Origin of the sequence: Methylibium sp. T29 (assembly GCF_000576205.1) — a bacterium.
Taxonomy (GTDB): domain Bacteria; phylum Pseudomonadota; class Gammaproteobacteria; order Burkholderiales; family Burkholderiaceae_C; genus Methylibium; species Methylibium petroleiphilum.
On sequence record NZ_AZND01000061.1, the window covers coordinates 1 to 17,896 of the forward strand.

At 67.6% G+C, this 17,896-nt stretch carries 19 protein-coding genes and 1 pseudogene; 15 read left to right on the forward strand and 5 right to left on the reverse strand.

Annotated elements, in window-relative coordinates; genetic code table 11:
* Both x551_RS25815 and x551_RS23410 read left to right on the forward strand, forming a co-directional pair.
* Positions 1-932, forward strand: a pseudogene (locus tag x551_RS25815) (chromosome partitioning protein ParB); the annotation flags it as partial.
* Complete coding sequence (locus tag x551_RS23410; protein WP_051495888.1) at positions 905-1,435, forward strand: hypothetical protein; 531 nt, start codon at positions 905-907, stop codon at positions 1,433-1,435. The pseudogene x551_RS25815 and the gene x551_RS23410, both read left to right, overlap by 28 nt.
* A 22-nt stretch (positions 1,436-1,457) precedes the next feature.
* On the opposite strand, the gene x551_RS09780 is transcribed toward x551_RS23410, so the two are convergent.
* Complete coding sequence (locus tag x551_RS09780) at positions 1,458-2,180, reverse strand: hypothetical protein (protein ID WP_152543470.1); 723 nt, start codon at positions 2,178-2,180, stop codon at positions 1,458-1,460.
* Between the two features lie 351 nt (positions 2,181-2,531).
* Between x551_RS09780 and x551_RS09785 the strand changes: the two genes are divergently transcribed.
* From x551_RS09785 to x551_RS09795, 4 genes are read left to right on the forward strand one after another with little or no spacing between them, the layout of a single operon-like run.
* Positions 2,532-3,803 carry a site-specific integrase gene (locus tag x551_RS09785; protein WP_036235200.1) on the forward strand — a complete coding sequence of 424 codons (1,272 nt, stop codon included), beginning with the start codon at positions 2,532-2,534 and terminating at the stop codon, positions 3,801-3,803.
* 40 nt (positions 3,804-3,843) lie between these two features.
* Positions 3,844-4,782 carry a tyrosine-type recombinase/integrase gene (locus x551_RS09790; RefSeq protein ID WP_253950343.1) on the forward strand — a complete coding sequence of 313 codons (939 nt, stop codon included), beginning with the start codon at positions 3,844-3,846 and terminating at the stop codon, positions 4,780-4,782.
* A complete protein-coding gene (locus tag x551_RS26445) occupies positions 4,779-5,171 on the forward strand; it encodes a site-specific integrase (protein ID WP_197028712.1) in 393 nt (130 codons plus the stop codon). Before x551_RS09790 ends, x551_RS26445 begins: the two co-directional genes overlap by 4 nt.
* A complete protein-coding gene (locus x551_RS09795) occupies positions 5,114-5,788 on the forward strand; it encodes a tyrosine-type recombinase/integrase (protein WP_197028713.1) in 675 nt (224 codons plus the stop codon). Before x551_RS26445 ends, x551_RS09795 begins: the two co-directional genes overlap by 58 nt.
* 51 nt (positions 5,789-5,839) lie before the next feature.
* On the opposite strand, the gene x551_RS09800 is transcribed toward x551_RS09795, so the two are convergent.
* Positions 5,840-6,955 carry an integrase domain-containing protein gene (locus x551_RS09800; RefSeq protein ID WP_051495512.1) on the reverse strand — a complete coding sequence of 372 codons (1,116 nt, stop codon included), beginning with the start codon at positions 6,953-6,955 and terminating at the stop codon, positions 5,840-5,842.
* A gap of 1,022 nt (positions 6,956-7,977) precedes the next feature.
* Between x551_RS09800 and x551_RS27170 the strand changes: the two genes are divergently transcribed.
* The 4 genes from x551_RS27170 to x551_RS09815 are packed head-to-tail and all read left to right on the forward strand — an operon-like array spanning position 7,978 to position 9,764.
* Complete coding sequence (locus x551_RS27170) at positions 7,978-8,508, forward strand: hypothetical protein (protein WP_253950344.1); 531 nt, start codon at positions 7,978-7,980, stop codon at positions 8,506-8,508.
* A gap of 43 nt (positions 8,509-8,551) precedes the next feature.
* Complete coding sequence (locus x551_RS27175; protein ID WP_343252127.1) at positions 8,552-9,010, forward strand: hypothetical protein; 459 nt, start codon at positions 8,552-8,554, stop codon at positions 9,008-9,010.
* Positions 9,007-9,312: a hypothetical protein gene (locus x551_RS09810; protein ID WP_036229508.1), complete on the forward strand. Its 306-nt coding sequence runs from the start codon at positions 9,007-9,009 to the stop codon at positions 9,310-9,312. Before x551_RS27175 ends, x551_RS09810 begins: the two co-directional genes overlap by 4 nt.
* A complete protein-coding gene (locus x551_RS09815) occupies positions 9,312-9,764 on the forward strand; it encodes a CFI-box-CTERM domain-containing protein (RefSeq protein ID WP_036229509.1) in 453 nt (150 codons plus the stop codon). Before x551_RS09810 ends, x551_RS09815 begins: the two co-directional genes overlap by 1 nt.
* A gap of 461 nt (positions 9,765-10,225) precedes the next feature.
* Here the strand turns inward: x551_RS09815 and x551_RS09820 are convergent, their stop codons facing one another.
* Both x551_RS09820 and x551_RS09825 read right to left on the reverse strand, forming a co-directional pair.
* The gene (locus x551_RS09820; protein WP_216701315.1) at positions 10,226-11,656 is read right to left on the reverse strand and encodes a site-specific integrase; all 1,431 of its coding nucleotides are present in this window, start codon (positions 11,654-11,656) and stop codon (positions 10,226-10,228) included.
* A 106-nt stretch (positions 11,657-11,762) separates the two neighbouring features.
* Positions 11,763-12,686 carry a YicC/YloC family endoribonuclease gene (locus x551_RS09825; protein ID WP_011830292.1) on the reverse strand — a complete coding sequence of 308 codons (924 nt, stop codon included), beginning with the start codon at positions 12,684-12,686 and terminating at the stop codon, positions 11,763-11,765.
* Positions 12,687-12,714: 28 nt separating this feature from the next.
* Here x551_RS09825 and x551_RS09830 point away from each other — a divergent pair, with 28 nt between their 5' ends.
* The 5 genes from x551_RS09830 to hemW are packed head-to-tail and all read left to right on the forward strand — an operon-like array spanning position 12,715 to position 17,237.
* A complete protein-coding gene (locus x551_RS09830) occupies positions 12,715-13,683 on the forward strand; it encodes a serine/threonine-protein kinase (RefSeq protein ID WP_011830291.1) in 969 nt (322 codons plus the stop codon).
* Between the two features lie 10 nt (positions 13,684-13,693).
* Positions 13,694-14,614, forward strand: a complete 921-nt coding sequence (locus x551_RS09835; protein ID WP_011830290.1) for a PP2C family serine/threonine-protein phosphatase — start codon at positions 13,694-13,696, stop codon at positions 14,612-14,614.
* A gap of 10 nt (positions 14,615-14,624) precedes the next feature.
* A complete protein-coding gene (rph, locus tag x551_RS09840; RefSeq protein ID WP_011830289.1) occupies positions 14,625-15,350 on the forward strand; it encodes a ribonuclease PH in 726 nt (241 codons plus the stop codon).
* Between the two features lie 10 nt (positions 15,351-15,360).
* The gene (gene rdgB, locus x551_RS09845; RefSeq protein ID WP_011830288.1) at positions 15,361-15,987 is read left to right on the forward strand and encodes an RdgB/HAM1 family non-canonical purine NTP pyrophosphatase; all 627 of its coding nucleotides are present in this window, start codon (positions 15,361-15,363) and stop codon (positions 15,985-15,987) included.
* Positions 15,984-17,237: a radical SAM family heme chaperone HemW gene (gene hemW / locus x551_RS09850; RefSeq protein WP_011830287.1), complete on the forward strand. Its 1,254-nt coding sequence runs from the start codon at positions 15,984-15,986 to the stop codon at positions 17,235-17,237. The genes rdgB and hemW overlap by 4 nt, the downstream gene beginning before the upstream one ends.
* Positions 17,238-17,254: 17 nt before the next feature.
* On the opposite strand, the gene x551_RS09855 is transcribed toward hemW, so the two are convergent.
* Positions 17,255-17,896, reverse strand: a 642-nt coding sequence (locus x551_RS09855; RefSeq protein WP_036248348.1) for a chemotaxis protein CheB, incomplete at its 5' end; no start/stop codon positions are given.

The window sequence follows — 17,896 nt, forward strand, 5'->3', positions numbered from 1 at the left end:
AATGGAACCGCAGCGCGGATCAACTGCGCCGGCTGCTGACCCGCGGCGAGGTCGAGTCGGATCGCGACGGCGTGGCGATCTTCGTGACGGTGGCCGCCTACGAGGCCGCGGGCGGCCACCTGCGGCGCGACCTGTTCAGCGACGACGGCAAGGCCTACCTGCAGGACGCCGCGCTGCTCGAACGACTGGCGCTGGACAAGCTTCAGCAGCCGGCCCGCGAGGTAGCCGCCGAAGGCTGGAAGTGGGTCGACGTGCGGGCCCAGTATGTCTACGAGGACTACCAGCGTCACAGCGAGGTGCGCCGCGCATGTCGCGCGCCGAACGCCGACGAGGCGGCGCGCCATGCGCAACTCGAAGCCGAACTGGAGACGCTGCACGCGCGCATGGAGGCGATCTCGGACGACGACGGCGACGAGAACGAGTACGCCGCGCTGGAAACCGACGACGAGCGGCTGCAAACCGAACTGAGCACCATCGACGAAGCGCTGGCGGTGTTTCCGGCGGACCTGATGGCGCTGGCGGGCTGCGTGGTGTTCGTGGGAGCGCGGGGGACAGTCGAGGTCAAGCGCGGGCTGGTCCGGCCGGAGGATCGTGATGCGGTCGTGCAGGCCGCGCGGCAGGCCACGAGCGGCGAGCCGACCACCGGCACTGCCCTCGTGAGCCTGCCCAAGGGCGGCGCCCGCGCGGTGCATTCCGAGAAGCTGATGCGCAGCCTGACCGCGCACCGCGTCGCGGCGATCCAGGCCGAACTGCTGTTGCGGCCCGACGTGGCCCTGGCCGCGCTGACAGCTCATCTGGCCGCGAAGCTGCTCAAGGACGGCTTCCACCGCTACCGCGGCGGCGACGATGCGCTCACCGTCAGCGCGAGCGAGACGCACGACGCCTGCGGCGCGAGTCCGCGGACATGGCCGAGGCCGAAGCCTGGAAGCTGATGGAGCAGACGCGCGTCGAGTGGACCGCGCGACTGCCGGCCGACGGCGCGGCCTTGATGCCCTGGCTGCTGGCGCAGGAACGCCCGACCGTGATCGGACTGCTGACCTTCCTCGTCGCCGCGAGCGTCACCGGGGTCGAAGGCACCGAGCGCGAACGCCAGAGCACGGACGCGCTGGCCCAGGCGCTGGCACTCGACATGCGGCGCTGGTGGAAGGCCAGTGCCGCCTCGTACTTCAACCATGTGTCGAAAGCGACGACGCTCGCCGTGGTGACCGAGGCCGCGGGTGCCAACGCCGCCGCGCCGCTGGCCGGGCTGAAGAAGGATGGCGCTGCGGCAGGTGCCGAGCAGGCGCTGGCCGCGACGGGCTGGCTGCCGCGGTGCCTGCGGACCCCGCCGCAACGGTCCGAGACGGGGCGCGCGCGGCTTGACGGCGGGGACATGGAAGCTGAGCCCGGGGATGCGCCGCAGGACGAGGAAGCCCTCGACGAAGGCGCCCGTTGATCGAGGGCCGGGACGGTGGGCACTAGTGAAGCACGCCTCTCGGGTGCGGCAGGGCCGTGACGGGGTCCGGCATCAGCGGCACGGCGAACAGGTCGTGGTCGCCGGGGATGTCGAACGGCGCGATCTCTCCGCTCATGTGCCGCAGCAGGCCCGGCAGATGATCGAGCATCCATCGCTTGGCGGCGTGGCGAGCCGCTGGCGTCGCCCGCGGAAGCCACGGGCACCAGATGCCGAACGGTGTCTGGCGGATGTCCAGCTCGAGCCCCACGGTCGGCCGGCGTATCGCCGCAATGGCGAACTTGGCGAATGCCGCGCGATCCTCCTCGACATAGCCGAAGGCGGTGACCATCGCCCCGGCCCAGAACGCCGCGCGTGCTGCGTCGTCGAGCAGGGCGGGCACGATCAGCTCCCAGACCAGGCTGCCGCCGATATCCCATTCGAGCAGCCACAGCGTGGGACTGAAAGCCCGAATCCCGGCCCGCTCCATCGGCGGCAACTGGTGCGCCAGGTTGGCGGGCGTCCAGGGACTCACCAGCGGTGAGTCGGTGTAGATGCCGTTCAGCGACTCCGGATCGTGACGGCCAGGGAGCCTCTCGAACAGCGCATGGTCGTGCGTGACCGCCGCCGCGACACCATCGCGCAGCGCCCTGGACCAAACGCGGGCCAAGGGCTCGCACCGCACGGCCGGCAATGCGGGCTTGTCGAACAGATCGGGGGCGATGGGCGCATCCGCGTCGAACGGCATCGGCAGCGCCGGCGGGAGGCTGAAGGGCAGCTTGTAGGGCTTCATGGTGTCCTCAGAGCGTGGAAGTGGAGGGGGTGGCCACCGGCGGGGCGTCGAGTTCGGCGGTCGCAGGCGCGGCCACATCGGCCGGCGAGCCGGCTGGCGGTTTTGTGCGCATAACGGCGGTCTGACCTAAATAGCAGATATGTGCAGCTACACATATCGCGTATTTAGGTTCGTCCGCCGTTATGCGCAGCAAGGGCCTCAAGCCGAGCGAGCCACCTATGACGTAGGCCATCCCGACTGCGCATAACGCTTCCAAGATCGTCCTCCCCGGTGGCCGCTGTGGCCGCCGCCAACGAGGAGACGATCATGGATTCGCTCAACTCCAATGGATCCGGTGCACTGGCGCTGGAGACGTTGTGCCAAGGCGCTGCGCAAGAACTGCTGATGCGCAGCTACACCATCCGCACCATCAATCGCTACAAGCGGGTGTGGGAGCAACTGGCCAACTTCGCCCGTGCCCAAGGCCTGCCTGCCGAGTACACGCGTGAACTTGCCATGCGCTTCGAGCAGACGTACGGCGTTCGCGACGGGGAGGTGCTCAAGCTCGGCCAACAGTGGCGGCGGCACTTGGTCTTCGGCATCAGGGTGCTCGACGACTTCGCGCGCACTGGCACCATCAGCCGCTTCGTGGTGGAGACCACCGGGCTTCGCGTACCGGTGGGCATGCACAAGGCCCTGCGGGAGTACGAGCAGTACGCCCGGGAGCGGCGGCATCTTCGGCCCAGCAGCCTGGCCGAGCGCATGCACGACATCGCGGTCTTCCTGGACTTCCTGCGCACTCGCGGCCTGGAGACGCTGGACACCCTGCAGGCCGAACACCTCAGCGCCTTCGTTCAGACCCGGACGGGCTGGAAGCCGATGACCGTCGCGTGCGTCTCGTCCAGCGTGAGGCTGTTCCTGCAGTTCCTCTTCATGCGCGGCGCCCTGCCGCGTGACCTCAGCGCCGCGATCCCAACCGTTCGACTGGCCAGCAATGCCAAGGTGCCGTCGGCGTGGGAGCCGGGACTGGTCGAGCGGCTGCTTGCCGCGGTCGATCGCAGCTCACCGAAGGGCCGGCGTGACTACGCCATCTTGATGCTCGCCGCACGCTTGGGTCTGCGCCTGGGCGACATCAAGCACCTGACGCTCGACCACCTGCACTGGACCACGTCCACCATCGAGATCGTGCAGAACAAGACGGGTGAGCCGCTGGTCTTGCCGCTGATCGAGGAGGTCGGCGCCGCACTCATTGACTACCTGCGAGCTGGGCGACCACCGGTAGAGCACCGACATCTGTTCACTAACCTGACGCCACCGTTCGCGCCGATCCGCGAGAACGACCGGCTCCACCGCGTCGTGGCGTACTGGCGGGAACTGGCCGGGATCAAGTTCAAGGCGCCACAGCGTCAGGGCCTGCACTCGCTGCGCCACACCCTTGCCACCCGGCTGCTTGGTGCTCAGACGCCGTTCCCGGTCATCTCGGCCGTGTTGGGGCATGCCTCGCCAGCAACGACCTTCATCTACGCCAAGGCCGATGTGGAGACGCTGCGCATCGCAGCCATCGATCCGGAGGAGGTGTGCCATGGCCGCGCCTCGTAAGCCCGCGACATTCACCGGTCACAGCCCCTTGGCCCCACTGATGGCGCAGTTCATTCAGGAGAAGCGAGCCTGTGGCTATCGCTACAACGTTGGCGCATGGAGCCTGTGCCGACTCGACGCCCATCTGTGCCGCCAAGGCTTGCAGCAAGTCGAGTTGCTGAGGTCCGTGACCTCATCGTGGTTGGCCAAGCAGCCGCACGAGACCGGCAAGACCCAGCGCGATCGTATCAACCTGGTTCGCCACTTCGCTCTGTTCATGCGCCGGCTCGGCCTTCCCGCCGACGTGCCAGATCAGGCCGTCGGCGCCAAGGAGTCGAAGTCGTTCCTGGCACGCGTGTTGACGCACGAGGAAGTCCGCCGATTGCTCGAAGCCGCTGACCGGATCGAGCCGATGGCGTCGACCCACCTACGCCACATCGTTCTGCCGGAGCTGCTGCGCGTGCTGTACGGATGCGGCCTTCGCCTCGAAGAGGCGCTGAGCCTGCGCATGCGCGACGTCGACCTGCTCCAAGGCGTGCTGCACATCAACGACACCAAATTCCGCAAGGACCGCCTGGTGCCGCCGGCCCGGCCACTGGTCGCTCGTCTGCAGAAGTACACGGCCGCGCTGGGGCCACGCTCGGACGACGAGTACTTCTTCCCTTCACCGCGCGGCGGCCGACTGGACGGTGGCGGCGTGTACTGCAATTTCAGGGACCTGCTGCACCGATGCGGCATCGGCCACGGCGGCCGAGGCGAAGGGCCTCGGCTTCACGACCTGAGGCACACCTTCGCCGTGCACACGCTGCTGCGCTGGTACCGCGAGGGCGCCGATCTGCAGGCCAGGATGCCGGTGCTGGCCACCTACCTCGGCCACGCCTCGATCGACGGCGCCCAGGACTACCTGCAGATGACCGCCGAGCTGTACCCGGAGATCGTCTCGCGATCGGACGCCGCCTTCAGCGACGTCATTCCGCGCAGGCCCTGGAGGTCGTCATGAAGCCGACCGACCTCTCCCTGCACGTGACGAACTTTCTCACGCGCTATCTCGCCGGCCAGCGCAACCTGAGCCCGAACACGATCAAGGCCTACCGCGATGTGTTCACGCTGGTGCTGCGCTTCGGCCGTGACGGCCGCGGCATCGCCGTCGAGCGCCTGTCCTTGGCCTACATCGACGTGGCCTTTGTCGAGGCGTTCCTCGATCACCTGGCGCAGGAGCGGAAGTGTTCGATCCGTACGCTGAACCAGCGGCTGGCCGTGCTGCACGCGTTCTTCCGCTACGTGCAGTCGGAGGTACCGGAGCGGATGTTGCAGTGCCAGAAGATCATGCGATGCCGCTGCGGCGCCACGTCCAGGTGCCGGTGGCCTACATGTCCAAGGACGAGCTGACGCAGGTGCTGGCGCACCCCGATCCGACCACGCCGGCCGGCCGGCGCGACGCGGTGATGCTCAGCGTGTTGTACGACACCGGCGCCCGGGCGCAAGAGTTGATCGATCTGAACGCACACGACGTGCGCCTGACGACGCCGGCCCAGGTGCGGCTCCTGGGCAAGGGACGCAAGGTGCGCGTGGTGCCCCTGATGGACGCCACGGCTCGGCTGCTGCGCGACCATCTGCGGGAGAACGATCTTGACCGGCCCGAGCGAGGCCATCTGCCTCTGTTCCAGAACCGCCAGGGCTGGCGCTTGTCGAGGTCGGGCCTGCGGTACCTGCCGCACTGCCACGTGCAGGCCGCCCGGTCGGCGGTCCCCGGCTTCACGCAGAAGATCAGCCCCCACAGCATGCGGCACACGAAGGGCATGCACCTTCTGCAGAGCGGCGTGTCGCTGGAGATGATCCGCGACTTCCTCGGGCACGTGGACGTGAAGACGACGCAGATCTACGCCAGGGCGAACCTGGAGATGAAGCGACGCGCGCTGGAGAAGGTGGCTGGCGAGTCGCCATCGGCGGCGTTGCCGTCCTGGCAGCAGAGCAAGTCGCTGCTGGACTGGCTGCGCTCGCTGTAGGCCGGCGCCAGGCCTGCCTCGCAGACCCAGCAGGGGCTGGGCTGCGAGGTGTTATGCGCAGACGGGGTCTCCGGGTTCCTTGGGAGTCGGGGCCGTCCGGTCCTTGCTGCGCATAACCGCGGACGAACCTAAATACGCGTTCGTGATCTGCGGCCGACCGTGGCCGAGCAGGGCGGACACGTGTTGCCGCGCGGCGCTGTCGGCGTCCGCCGCGACTCCCTGGCCGCCGGCCACCGGGGGCAGCGAGCCGGTCAGCTCGGTGTAGCGGTTGGCGGCGAACTGGTGTCGCAGGCCATGCGGAACCACGCGCAGATCGCGCTTCGTGATGCCGAAGCGCTCCATCACGTAGCGCAACCGGCGCAGCGCCTGAACCAGCGTCAGGTTCGGGTCGCCGACGCTGCCCTGCGTGCCTTTGGCGACGTGGCAGGCGTAGGTGACCGCATGGCGGCACAAGGCATCGTCGATCGGCACGTAGCGCTGCCGCCCGCCTTTCGTGCCGCGGTGGGTGTCGAGGTACTGGACCGTTCCGCTCCAGTCCTCCCCATCCGATCCTGAATCGCCCTTTGCCTGGCGCGCCGTCGCCACGTCGACGTGCGGACGCAGCATCAGGCTCTCCTTGAACCGCAGCCCGAAGGCGAGCATCAGCCAGAGGCTTGCCGCCGCGTGCACGTCGTAGTCCTCGACATCGCGGATCACCGACGCGACATCGATGCCCAGGGCGCGCCACGACTTGTCGTTCGTCGTGATGCCGCTACGGCGGTACAGCGCGGGGTCGTCGAAGTACGCCCGGATGGGCTTGAGCAGCTTGGGCTTGCCGATCCAGCGGGTGAAGGTCTTGAGGTGCGAGTAGTACGTCGGGATCGTGCCCGGCGCCAGGCGGCCGGCCTTGGCTTCGGCGCACCAGTGCGCCAGCACGAAGTCGGCATGGCGACCGCTGAACGAGCGCGGGTCGAGCTTGAAGGCCTTGACCGGGTTGTGGTGCAGAAACCGGAACACCCACACGCAAAGCCGGCCACGCGACTGGGCGGTGCGATGCCCGATGTTCTTGGCCTTGACCGCGTGCTGCCAGTTGTACCGGCGCAGGATCAGCGCCAGCACGTGCATGCACCGCTGCGGCTGCAGCGGCAGGGTGTCGAGATCGACGGTGAGCGGATCGGTTTGGGACATGGCGACCTCCGGGTGCCGGTGAATCGAAATTGACGGCCCGTTGAGAGACCGACAGGTGCCGAGCCAGGCATCGAGTCGGTTGCGCGTCCCCCACGCGCGGTTGCCTCGGGTTCGGACGGCAGCACCGTCCAGGCCTTCGTAAAAGTGATCGCCTTGCACACGGTGCGTACACGCGTGGCTGTCCGCTCGGGGCGGACCGCGACGCCAACTCGGCAGGGGCCGAGGGCGGGCGCGGCATGGTGTGCGGGCGTCACCCGTACGTCGGCCCATCGAGGGGCCGCACGCGGACGTTCAACCGGACCGAAAGGCACCACCGCAGCCAACGCGGTGGGCGGTCCGTTCACGCAGGTCCCACGGATACCGGTCAAGCCGGTGTGCCGTGGGTCGCGGTCGCTCGAGGCGGCCGCGGCGCGTGATGCTGGAACGTCGGGGGAAAGGAGGCGGGTGCCTGTGGGCACGCCGCAATCCACGGCCTCGGGGGCCATGGCGGCTGGTGGGTGAACTTGGCGGATCGAGTCCGCATGGATCCGGGGCTCTTAGCCCTCGGCGACCGAGGTCACCGTACTGATGGGCTTCCTTCGACGCAGCGACTGTGCACTGTGCCCGGTGTGGAAGCTACCGGCTTGACGCACCGCAATCATGTGCCAGCGCGACGCGGACCTCAAGCTCGAAATGTGCCGATTAGCGCGCCGTGATCGAGGTCGGCTCGCAGAGCGAGAGGGGTTGACAAGCCTTCTTCCTACCTCTGCCTCCGAAGGACCAGGACAGGAGTGTCTGGCGGGCCATTCGCGCGACTGCGGCACTTGACGGGACCGAGTCGGGTGCGACCGTGGAGCGACTTGCGGAAGCACCGGTGCGGCGGCGGCGAGGTGGGAGTGCAGCGAGAGCCGCGTTCCACCGAGGTCGTCGTGGCGCGCGACCTGATCGCGATAGCGCGCCGGGTTGGACGATCTTCCGCCTGGAAGCGAGCCATCGGCCGTCCGATGCTGGGCGGTCTTCACTGAACCTGTTGGAGGAACTCCATGACAGCAGTCGTCAGAGCCATCGACGTCGGCTTCGGCTACACCAAGTTCACGGTCGGCGGGAGCGCCTCGGACATCCGCTGCGCCCGCTTCCCTTCACTGGCCTGCCTCAGCACGCGTGACCCGTCGGCATCGCTGGGCGCGGAGCGCCGTCGGACCTTCGCGATCCCGATCAAGGGCGTCTTCTACGAGGTCGGCCCCGACGTGGTCCTCGCGGGCGACGGATTCCGCGCCACGCAGATCCACCACCGCTACATCGACACGCCGGAGTACCTGGCACTAGCCCGCGGCGCCATGCGCTCGATGAGGGTCGAACACATCGACCTGCTCGTGGTCGGCCTGCCCGTGGCGACCTTCGCCGCCGACAAGGCCGCGCTCGAAAAGCTGATGACCGGCCGGCACGACGTGGGCGGTGGCAAGACCGTCCACGTGCGCAAGGCACTGGCGATGGCCCAGCCGCATGGCGCGCTGATCGACTATGCGGACCAGCACGACCGCGTGCTCGCGATGCAGGACGAACAAGTCTGGTGATCGACCCGGCTCTCGCACCTTCGACTGGTTGGTGGCGCGCGGCATGAGGCTGTCGCACAAGCGCAGCCACTCCGTCGACCGCGGCGTGGCCGACATCCTGAACCTCATCGCGGACGACGTCAGCGTGGAGATCGGCTCTACCTACACCGGCCTGGACAGCATCGACCACGCGCTGAGGACCGGCAAGGCGTTGAACGTGTACCAGAAGACCTATCAGCTCTCACGCATGAAGCCGATGGTGGAGAGCATCGCCCGACAGGCCGTCGCGGCCATGATGCGGCGCATCGGCCCCGCCTACGACGTGCGCAACGTGATCCTGGTCGGCGGCGGTGCGTTCCTGTTCCGCAAGGCGGTCATGCAGGCGTTCGCATCGCACGAGGTGCTGGAGGTCAAGGAGCCGATGTACGCCAACGTGCGCGGCTATCAGATCGCAGGTTCCAACTATGTGGCTGCGGCCACGCAGGGCACGGGCGTTGTGGTGGCGGAAGGGGGCAGGGCATGAGTGCCGTCGACACGAAGACAGATCAGAGCGTCCGGCTGCTTTTCGAACTGTCGCGCGACGACAACCCGCGGCTGTTCGACGACCTGATGCGATTCAACAAGGGGCCCAAGCGCGTCAATCGGCTGCGATTCCTCGCCCATGAGGGCCTGCTGGCACAGCAGTGGACTTTGGGCATGACCATTCAGGTGCCGGTGCCGATGGCGGCCGCGCCAAAGGCGCTACGGCATGTCGGCGTGGACCCAGCTGTGGCGCGCCAGACCAGCCAGGCGTTCGAGGTCAGCGCGGGCGGAGCGGAGGATTGATGCGGCGCCAGCGCAAGGCGAAGCGCGCGGTCAGCGCGTCAGCGTTATCGCAGATGGCAGTCTGCGAGCAGTTGTTCGTGTTCGAGCACTTCGAGGGAAAGCGCCCAACGCGCGAGCAGAGGGCGGCCCTGCAACGTGGGCTGCGGGTGCACCGGAAGTTCGCGTCGGAAGGGGAGTCGGAAGCAGCGCGGGTCGGCCGCTGCTTCATTGCCACGCATGTCTTCGGCGAGGGGCCGGAGACGCGAGTTCTGCGGCAATTCCGCGATCGGTTCCTGCGTCACACGCGCGCGGGCCGACGTGTGATCCTCGGGTATTACAGCGTGGCCCCCTTGATCTGCCGGGCCATGGCGCGCGAGCCGAGGCTGCAGGCTGTTGTTCGAACGGTGCTGAAGCCATTGGTGTGGGTAGCCTCACTCAGCCTTGACGTCTCGGAGGGCAGACGTGTCAGATGAGGTTTGGTACGCGGTTCTGGTCGTTGCAGCAGTCTTCGCCGGCGTCTGGGCGATTGTTCGCGGAAAGCGCGGCCGGCATGTCCGCGCAGAGGACTTGCTGCCAGAGCAACTTAAAGACGACGCCCTTGTCTACGTGGAGCGTACGTTTCGGTCCCGAGAGCACCCGCTTATGGTGGCGAGAGTCGATCGGGCGTACCGAAGCCGCCGAGGGCAGATCACCCTTGTGGAGCTGAAGACCCGGGCGCAAGTCAAGGCGTACCCTTCGGACGTCGTCGAGCTGTCGGCACAGCGACATGCGTTGTCGAGCGAGACCGGTGAACAGGTCTCGCCGGTGGCCTTCGTCGTCGTGGAATCGAATGGCGTACGCACACCGCTGCCGGTGCGTCTGCTGTCTCGAGACGTGGTTAGAGCCCTTGCACGAAGGCGCGAGCAGCTTCTCAACGGACTGCGTACGCCGCGCTTTACTTCTCACCCGCGGCTGTGTGCCGGCTGTTCCTATCGGAAACGCTGCCATCCTGGTCGGATGTCTGTGGACGGGCATGGCTTTTCGGAGGTACCAACGAGGCGGGTTCTCGGACCTGGAGACTGATCGCCTCGAGCACGCCAGCCCAGCGCTCCAGTGCGTGCTTCCGTTCCGCGAAGTAGTCGTACTGGTTGTAGATGCCCTCGACATCTCGCACCTTGTGATTCAAAGCGCGTTCCGCGACGAAACGGTCGACCCCGAGCGCGGCCAAGTGCGTGCGCGCCGTCCTTCGCATGTCGTGCACGGTGAAGTGCTCAACGTCGACCAGTTCAAGTCGCCGCAAGGCCACGATCAGGGTGTCGGGGCTGACGTGCTCGAACCGGTTCTTTCGGGGGACACCGGCCTTCATGTGGACGAGGCGACGTGCCGGAAACAGATATGCGCTGCCCGCGGCGTGCACCTGAAGTTCACGTAACCAGGAAACGACCAGCGGCGCAAGCGGGATGTCGATGGCCGTGCGCTTCTTCGTGCGCGAGGGCTGCAGGCGCCAGACCCCTACGTCGAGATCGAACTCGCCCCACCGGGCCGACAGCAGTTCCATCTTGCGCACGCAAAGCGCCAGCAAGAGCCAGATCGACAGCTCGTTGACGCGCCCGAAGTTGAGGGTCATGCGCATCGCGCGAGCTAGCTTGATGAGTTCGTCCCGATCGAGCCACCGCCCCCGCGGAATTTCCGTTCCCCCAGCGTCCGACTGCTCAAATCCGCTCGCGGGGTTGACCTCGATCCAGCGCTGCTTGACAGCGAAGTGGAACATGCGGAACAGGTAGCGCAGGGCGTCGTTCGCGACGGTCGGCGCTCCCTTTGCAACGATCCGAGTCAGCACGTCGTCGATGTGAGAAGGGCGGATCTGATCGACCGACAGCCGCCCGATCACCGGGTTGATGTGCAGGCGAATGACCCGTTCGACCACCTCGGGGTACTTGTATCGGGGAAGGATGTGACGCTGGTACCACTGTTGTCCGAGCGAACGGACATCGGCGCGATCGGCAGCCGCTTGCTTCTCGGCGCGTTTGGCGACCGCAACGTCGACGCCTTGCTGGAGCTGCACCCGGTCTCGCCTGGCGAGCTCGCGGGCGTCCTTCAAGGAGATGTCGGGATAGCGGCCGAGCACCTTCTCCTTGTTCTTCCCGGCCCACCGGTACCTCAGGACCCAGGAGGCCTTGCCGAGCCGGGCCCCGGCCTCGGTAGCGAAGAAGGTAAGGCCTTCGCCGATACCCTTGTCGACGGGCCCGGCGGCGAGCCAGCCTTCAGTGTCTTGTCCGTAGCGGTCCCAGTCATCGCGCGGCCTCCAGCCCGATCCGTGGGGGAAAATCGGGAGGCGTCGCGCGCCTCGGGGGCGGATGCGTTCCCCCCACGTTTTCCCCCACACAAAACATGCGCTTCACTGGGAAGTCCTGCTACCTCCTGGCACTACGTTCCACACGAAATCAACGGCTTACGAGGCCCTTTGGGGTGGCATCGCACCCCTTGAACCACTACTCGATGTTCTGCACCTGCTCGCGCATCTGCTCGATCGCGACCTTCATCTCCACGGAGATCTGCGTCAGCTCCAATGCGGCCGACTTCGAGCCCAGCGTGTTGGCCTCGCGCTGCAACTCTTGAATCAGGAAGTCCAGGCGCTTGCCGAGCTCGCCACCGGCCTTCAACAGACGTTCGATCTCGTCGAGGTGGGCGCCGAGCCGCGCCAGCTCCTCGGCCACGTCGATCCGGATGGCATAAGCGGCCGCCTCGTTCAGGGCGCGTTCCTGCAGTGCCTGCTGCGGCAGGGTCTGCGCAGCACCGCTCGATGCCAGGGCTTCCTGCCAGCGCTCCAAGAAGCGTTGCTGCTGGCGCTGCACCACCTGCGGCACCAGCGGCTGGGCATCGCTGGCCAGCTGCCGCACGCGGTGGACGCGCTGCATCAGCACCACAACGAGCTTCTCGCCCTCGCGCGCGCGCGCTTCGACCAGCCCCGTCACGGCGCGCCGGGCGGCATCGAGCGCCGCGTCGTCGAGCCGCACCGCCGGCGCCGCGCCGCGGCACCACTGCAGCACCTCGTGCACCGTCAGCGGCGGGGCGTTCGGCAGCCACGATTGCACGGTGTTTTCCAGGCGCGACAGCGTGTGCAGCTGATCGGTCTGCGGCTGGGGCCAAGCGGTGCCGGCGTCGTCCCGCGTCGCGAGCCGCAACTCGATCTTGCCGCGCCGCAGCTGGCCGGTGATCAGCTCACGCAGCGCCGGTTCCAGCGCGCGCATTTCGTCAGGCATGCGAAATGCGATGTCCAGGAAGCGGCTGTTGACCGAGCGCAATTCCACCATCACCCCGGCGAACGGACCGTGCCCGCTCTCGCTGGCGTTTTCCCCTGTGGCGGAGGCCCCGGTCGATGCGCTTGCATAACCGGTCATGCTGTAAACTGCCATCGAACTTATCGCATTGCAAAATCCGATTATGTCAAAGCTGAAACCCGCGCCACTGCCTGCGGGCACCGTGGTCGGGGGTTACCAGGTCATCAAGAAGTTGGCGGCCGGCGGCTTTGGTGTCGTCTATCTCTGCGAAGACAGCGAGCGGCGGCTGATCGCGCTGAAGGAATACCTGCCCGCCTCGCTGGCCGAACGTTCGGTGGGTGAACTCACGCCCCGAGTCAAACCCGAGAAGCAGCCGCTGTACCGCCTGGGCTTGAAGAGCTTCTTCGAGGAAGGCCGTTCGCTCGCGCAGATCAGCCACCCGAGCGTGGTCTCGGTGCTGAACTTCTTCCGCGAGAACGAGACCGTCTACATGGTGATGAACTACCTGCAGGGCGACACCCTTCAGGACTTCATCGTCACGGCACGCGACCTGAAGCGCGACAAGGTTTTCAGGGAATCGACGATTCGTTCACTGTTCGACGAGATCCTCCGTGGACTGCGCATCGTGCATCAGCACAAGATGCTGCACTTGGACATCAAGCCGGCGAACATCTTCATCACGAACGACAACAAGGCGGTCATGCTCGACTTCGGCGCGGCCCGCGAGGTGCTGTCGAAGGAAGGCAATTTCATCCGTCCCATGTACACGCCGGGTTTCGCTGCGCCTGAGATGTACCGGCGCGATGGCACGCTCGGCCCCTGGACCGACATCTACGCGATCGGCGCGTGCATCTACGCCTGCATGCAGGGCTATCCGCCGAACGACGCGCCGCAGCGCATCGAGAAGGACCGCCTCGGGCTTTCGCTGTCGCGCTTGCGCAATGTGTATTCCGACAACCTGATCGAAGTCACCGAATGGTGCATGTCGCTCGACCCGCTGTCGCGCCCGCAGAGCGTGTTCGCGCTGCAGAAGGAACTGGCACGCGAGACCGAGCGCCGCTATACCAAGCTCAGTTTCAGCGAGCGGCTGAAGCTGCAGCTCGAAAACATCAAGACCGGCGCGAAGGCGTGAGGATCGCCGCATGAGGTTCTCCGTCTACCAGATCAGCCGCAAGGGCGGCCGCGAGAAGAACGAAGACCGCATGGGCTATTGCTACACGCGGGATTCGGGGCTGTTCGCGCTGGCCGACGGCATGGGAGGGCACCCGGAGGGCGAGGTCGCCTCGCAGCTCGCGCTGCAGACGCTGGCCGCCATGTTCCAGCGCGATGCCAAGCCGGTGCTGAAGGACCCGATGCGCTTCCTGCACGATGCCATCATCGCGGGCCATCACCAGCTGATCCGCTACGCCACCGAGAAGGCGTTGATCGACACGCCACGCACCACCATTGTCGCCTGCGTTCTGCAGGGCAACACCGCCTACTGGGCGCACTGCGGTGATTCCCGGCTCTACCTGGTTCGCGGCGACAAGCTCATCGCCCGCACCCGCGACCACAGCTATTCCGAGCTGCAGGACACGATGGCGCAGGTTGTGCCGATGGGCGAGCGCTTCAACCGCAATGTGCTGTTCACTTGTCTGGGCAGCCCGGGCAAGCCCGTCGTCGATACCGTGGGGCCGTTGATCCTGCAGAAGCGCGATCGCCTGCTGCTCTGCTCCGACGGTCTGTGGGGCAGCATCAGTGACGACACCATCACCGAGCAGCTCGCCACGCGCTCGATCTCCGACGCCGTGCCTGAACTCGTCGAGCAGGCCCTGCGCAAGGGGGGGCCGAAGAGCGACAACGTGACCGTGCTCTCGGTCGAGTGGGAGGCGGCGGAGAATGCCGTCCCGGACCAGGCCATATCCACCCAGACCCTGGGCGAGGAGGTGTTCGCCTCCACGATCCAGGCCAGTGTCGGCGCCGGCTCCGGCGAACCCGACGAGCTGGACGAAGCCGAGATCGACCGCTCGATCCGCGAGATCAACGAGGCCATCCGGCGCTCGTCCGAATCCAAGAAGCACTGAAAGGCCCGCCATGGGTTTCGAACGCACGCAAGCCCGTGCAGCGGACGCTTTGCGCCCGCTCACCATCACCCGCCGCTACACGAAGCACGCCGAGGGTTCGGTGCTGATCGCCTTCGGCGACACCAAGGTGCTGTGTACGGCCTCGGTCGAGGAGAAGGTGCCGCCGCACAAGCGCGGCTCCGGCGAGGGCTGGGTCACCGCCGAGTACGGCATGTTGCCGCGCTCCACCCACACGCGTAGCGACCGTGAGGCCGCGCGCGGCAAGCAGAGCGGTCGCACGCAGGAGATCCAGCGCCTGATCGGTCGCTCGCTGCGTGCGGTGTTCGACTTGAAGGCATTGGGCGAGCGCAGCATCCACCTCGACTGCGACGTGCTGCAGGCCGACGGTGGCACGCGCACCGCGGCGATCACCGGCGCCTACGTGGCGGCGCACGACGCGGTGACCTGGTTGCTGGCGCAGGGCAAGATCGGGGCCTCGCCGATCCGCGAGCCGGTGGCAGCGGTCAGCGTCGGCATCGTGCAGGGCACGCCCCTGCTGGATCTCGAGTACATCGAGGACTCCGCCTGCGATACCGACATGAATGTCGTGATGACCGGTGCCGGCCACTTCATCGAGGTGCAGGGTACCGCCGAAGGCGCTGCCTTCAGTCGCGCCGAGATGGACCGGCTGCTGGCGCTAGCCGAGCAGGGCATCCGTACCCTGGTCGCGGCCCAGGCCGCGGCGTTGAAGGACTGAGGTCCCCGCCGTGCGCGTGGTCCTGGCCTCCAACAACGCGAAGAAGCTGGTCGAACTGCAGCGGCTGTTCGCCGCGCTGCCGATCGAACTGGTGACGCAGGGTTCGCTGGGCATCGCCGAGGCCGAGGAGCCGCACCACACCTTCGTCGAGAACGCGTTGGCCAAGGCGCGGCACGCCGCTGCAGAGGCGGGCTGTGCGGCGATCGCCGACGACTCCGGCCTGTGTGTCGATGCGCTGGGGGGCGCTCCCGGGGTCGTTTCGGCCCATTACGCGACGGTCGTGCTGCCGGCCGCCGATCGCGAGGCACAGCGTGCAGTGCAGGACGCCGCCAACAACGCGCTGCTGCTCGATCGACTGCAAGGGCAGGCGGACCGGCGCGCCAGCTTCGTCAGCACCCTGGTCGCTTTGCGCCATGCCGACGATCCCCAGCCGCTGATCGCTTTCGGCCGCTGGCAGGGCGAAATCCTCGACGCGCCGCGCGGCGAGGCCGGCTTCGGCTACGACCCGCTGATGTTCATCCCGGCGCTCGGCCGCAGCGTCGCGCAGATGCCGGCCGAAGAGAAGAGCCGCTGCAGCCACCGGGCTCTCGCCGCGCGCGACATGCTTGCGCTGATGCGCGCACACTGGCTCGCGTGAACACGCGAGCTATCGACGTCGCGGCGCTGCACCAGCGCGCCGGCACGCTGCAATTGGCGGCCTTGCCGCCGCTGGCGCTGTACGTCCACCTGCCGTGGTGCCTGAAGAAGTGCCCCTACTGCGATTTCAACTCGCATGAGTTGACGACGGCGCCCATGCTCCGGCCCGACAGGCCCGGGGCTGGAACAGGCCGTGCGCTCGACGCCGGAGTGGAGTCGCGCTACCTCGACGCGCTGCGCGCCGACCTGGAGGGGGCTCTGCCGCTGGTCTGGGGCCGGCGCGTGGTCAGCGTCTTCATCGGCGGCGGCACGCCCAGCCTGTTCTCGCCCGACGCGATCGGGCAACTGCTGGCCGACGTGCGCGCCCGGTTGCCGCTGGAGCCCGGCTGCGAGATCACGCTCGAGGCCAACCCGGGCACCTTCGAGCGGGAGCGCTTCCGCGCTTTCCGCGCGGCCGGCGTGACGCGTCTGTCGATCGGCGTGCAGAGCTTCGACGACGCCAAGCTGAAGGCGCTGGGCCGGGTGCACGATCGCGCCCAGGCCCTGGCGGCTGTCGAGGAAGCGCGCTCGGCCTTCGACACCTTCAACCTCGACCTGATGTACGCGTTGCCAGGCCAGAGCCTGGCCGATTGCGAGGCCGACGTGCGGCAGGCGCTCACCTTCGAGCCGCCGCACCTGAGCGTCTACCACCTGACGCTGGAGCCGAACACCCAGTTCGCGTCGCGCCCGCCGGCCGGTCTGCCCGACGACGACACCGCCTTCGGCATGCTCGATCGCATCACCGAACTCACCACCGCAGCGGGCCTGGGGCGCTACGAAGTCTCGGCCTATGCGCGGCCCGGCCACCGCTGCCAGCACAACCTCAACTACTGGCAGTTCGGCGACTACTTGGGCATCGGGGCCGGTGCTCACAGCAAGCTCAGCTTCGCGCACCGCGTCCTGCGCCAGACCCGCTGGCGCGAGCCGGCGGCCTACCTGCGGCAGGCGGTGGAGGGCGCGGCGGTGTCCAACGAGCACGAGGTGGCGCGCCAGGAACTGCCGTTCGAGTTCATGCTCAATGCGCTGCGCTTGAGGGAGGGCTTCGAACTGGCCCGGTTCGCCGAGCGCACCGGCCTCGCGGTGACCGCGATCCAGCGCGGGCTGGAGGCGGCCGAGGCCAAGGGCCTGATCGAGCGCGATCTCCAGCGTGTCTGGCCGACCGAGCGCGGCTTCGATTTCCTCAGCGACCTGCAGTCGCTGTTCCTGCCGTAGCCAGCCGCGCGTGAAGCTCAGACCCGGTTGAGCGAGAGGCCCGCGGTGCTGCGCAGGCGATCGAGCAGGTGCGGTGCGATCTGCGACAGCGGCAGCACCTCGTGCGCCGCGCCGGCCGCGATGGCCTCGCGCGGCATGCCGAACACCACGCAGCTCGCCTCGTCCTGGCACAGGTTGTAGCTGCCGGCGTCGCGCATCTCACGCATTGCCTTGGCGCCGTCGGCGCCCATGCCGGTCAGCATGATGCCGATGGCGTTCGGGCCCACCACGCGGGCCGCGCTCTTGAACAGCACCTCGACGCTGGGCTTGTGGCGGTTGACCGGCTCACCGTCCTGCACGCGGGCGACGTAGTTGGCGCCGCTGCGCTCCACGCTCAGGTGCAGGCCGCCGGGGGCGATGTAGGCGTGCCCGGGCAGCACGCGCTCGCCGTCGCGTGCCTCGCGCACGCTGATGCGGCACAGGCCGTCGAGCCGGTTCGCGTAGCTGGTCGTGAAGCCGGGTGGCATGTGCTGGGTGATCACGACGGCCGGGGCGTCGGCCGGCAGCGCCATCAGCACCTCCTTGGTGGCCTCGGTGCCGCCGGTCGAAGCGCCGATGAACACAATCTTCTCGGTCGACAGACGGCCCAGGCTGGCGGCCGGCGCGGCCGCGCGCGGTGC

Coding starts and splice junctions, on each gene's coding strand:
- x551_RS23410 (WP_051495888.1), top strand. CDS start 905: ATGGCCGAGGCCGAAGCCTGGAAGCTGATGGAGCAGACGCGCGTCGAG.
- x551_RS09780 (WP_152543470.1), bottom strand. CDS start 2,180: ATGCCGTTCGACGCGGATGCGCCCATCGCCCCCGATCTGTTCGACAAG.
- x551_RS09785 (WP_036235200.1), top strand. CDS start 2,532: ATGGATTCGCTCAACTCCAATGGATCCGGTGCACTGGCGCTGGAGACG.
- x551_RS09790 (WP_253950343.1), top strand. CDS start 3,844: ATGGCGCAGTTCATTCAGGAGAAGCGAGCCTGTGGCTATCGCTACAAC.
- x551_RS26445 (WP_197028712.1), top strand. CDS start 4,779: ATGAAGCCGACCGACCTCTCCCTGCACGTGACGAACTTTCTCACGCGC.
- x551_RS09795 (WP_197028713.1), top strand. CDS start 5,114: ATGCCGCTGCGGCGCCACGTCCAGGTGCCGGTGGCCTACATGTCCAAG.
- x551_RS09800 (WP_051495512.1), bottom strand. CDS start 6,955: ATGTCCCAAACCGATCCGCTCACCGTCGATCTCGACACCCTGCCGCTG.
- x551_RS27170 (WP_253950344.1), top strand. CDS start 7,978: ATGACAGCAGTCGTCAGAGCCATCGACGTCGGCTTCGGCTACACCAAG.
- x551_RS27175 (WP_343252127.1), top strand. CDS start 8,552: ATGAGGCTGTCGCACAAGCGCAGCCACTCCGTCGACCGCGGCGTGGCC.
- x551_RS09810 (WP_036229508.1), top strand. CDS start 9,007: ATGAGTGCCGTCGACACGAAGACAGATCAGAGCGTCCGGCTGCTTTTC.
- x551_RS09815 (WP_036229509.1), top strand. CDS start 9,312: ATGCGGCGCCAGCGCAAGGCGAAGCGCGCGGTCAGCGCGTCAGCGTTA.
- x551_RS09825 (WP_011830292.1), bottom strand. CDS start 12,686: ATGGCAGTTTACAGCATGACCGGTTATGCAAGCGCATCGACCGGGGCC.
- x551_RS09830 (WP_011830291.1), top strand. CDS start 12,715: ATGTCAAAGCTGAAACCCGCGCCACTGCCTGCGGGCACCGTGGTCGGG.
- x551_RS09835 (WP_011830290.1), top strand. CDS start 13,694: ATGAGGTTCTCCGTCTACCAGATCAGCCGCAAGGGCGGCCGCGAGAAG.
- rph (WP_011830289.1), top strand. CDS start 14,625: ATGGGTTTCGAACGCACGCAAGCCCGTGCAGCGGACGCTTTGCGCCCG.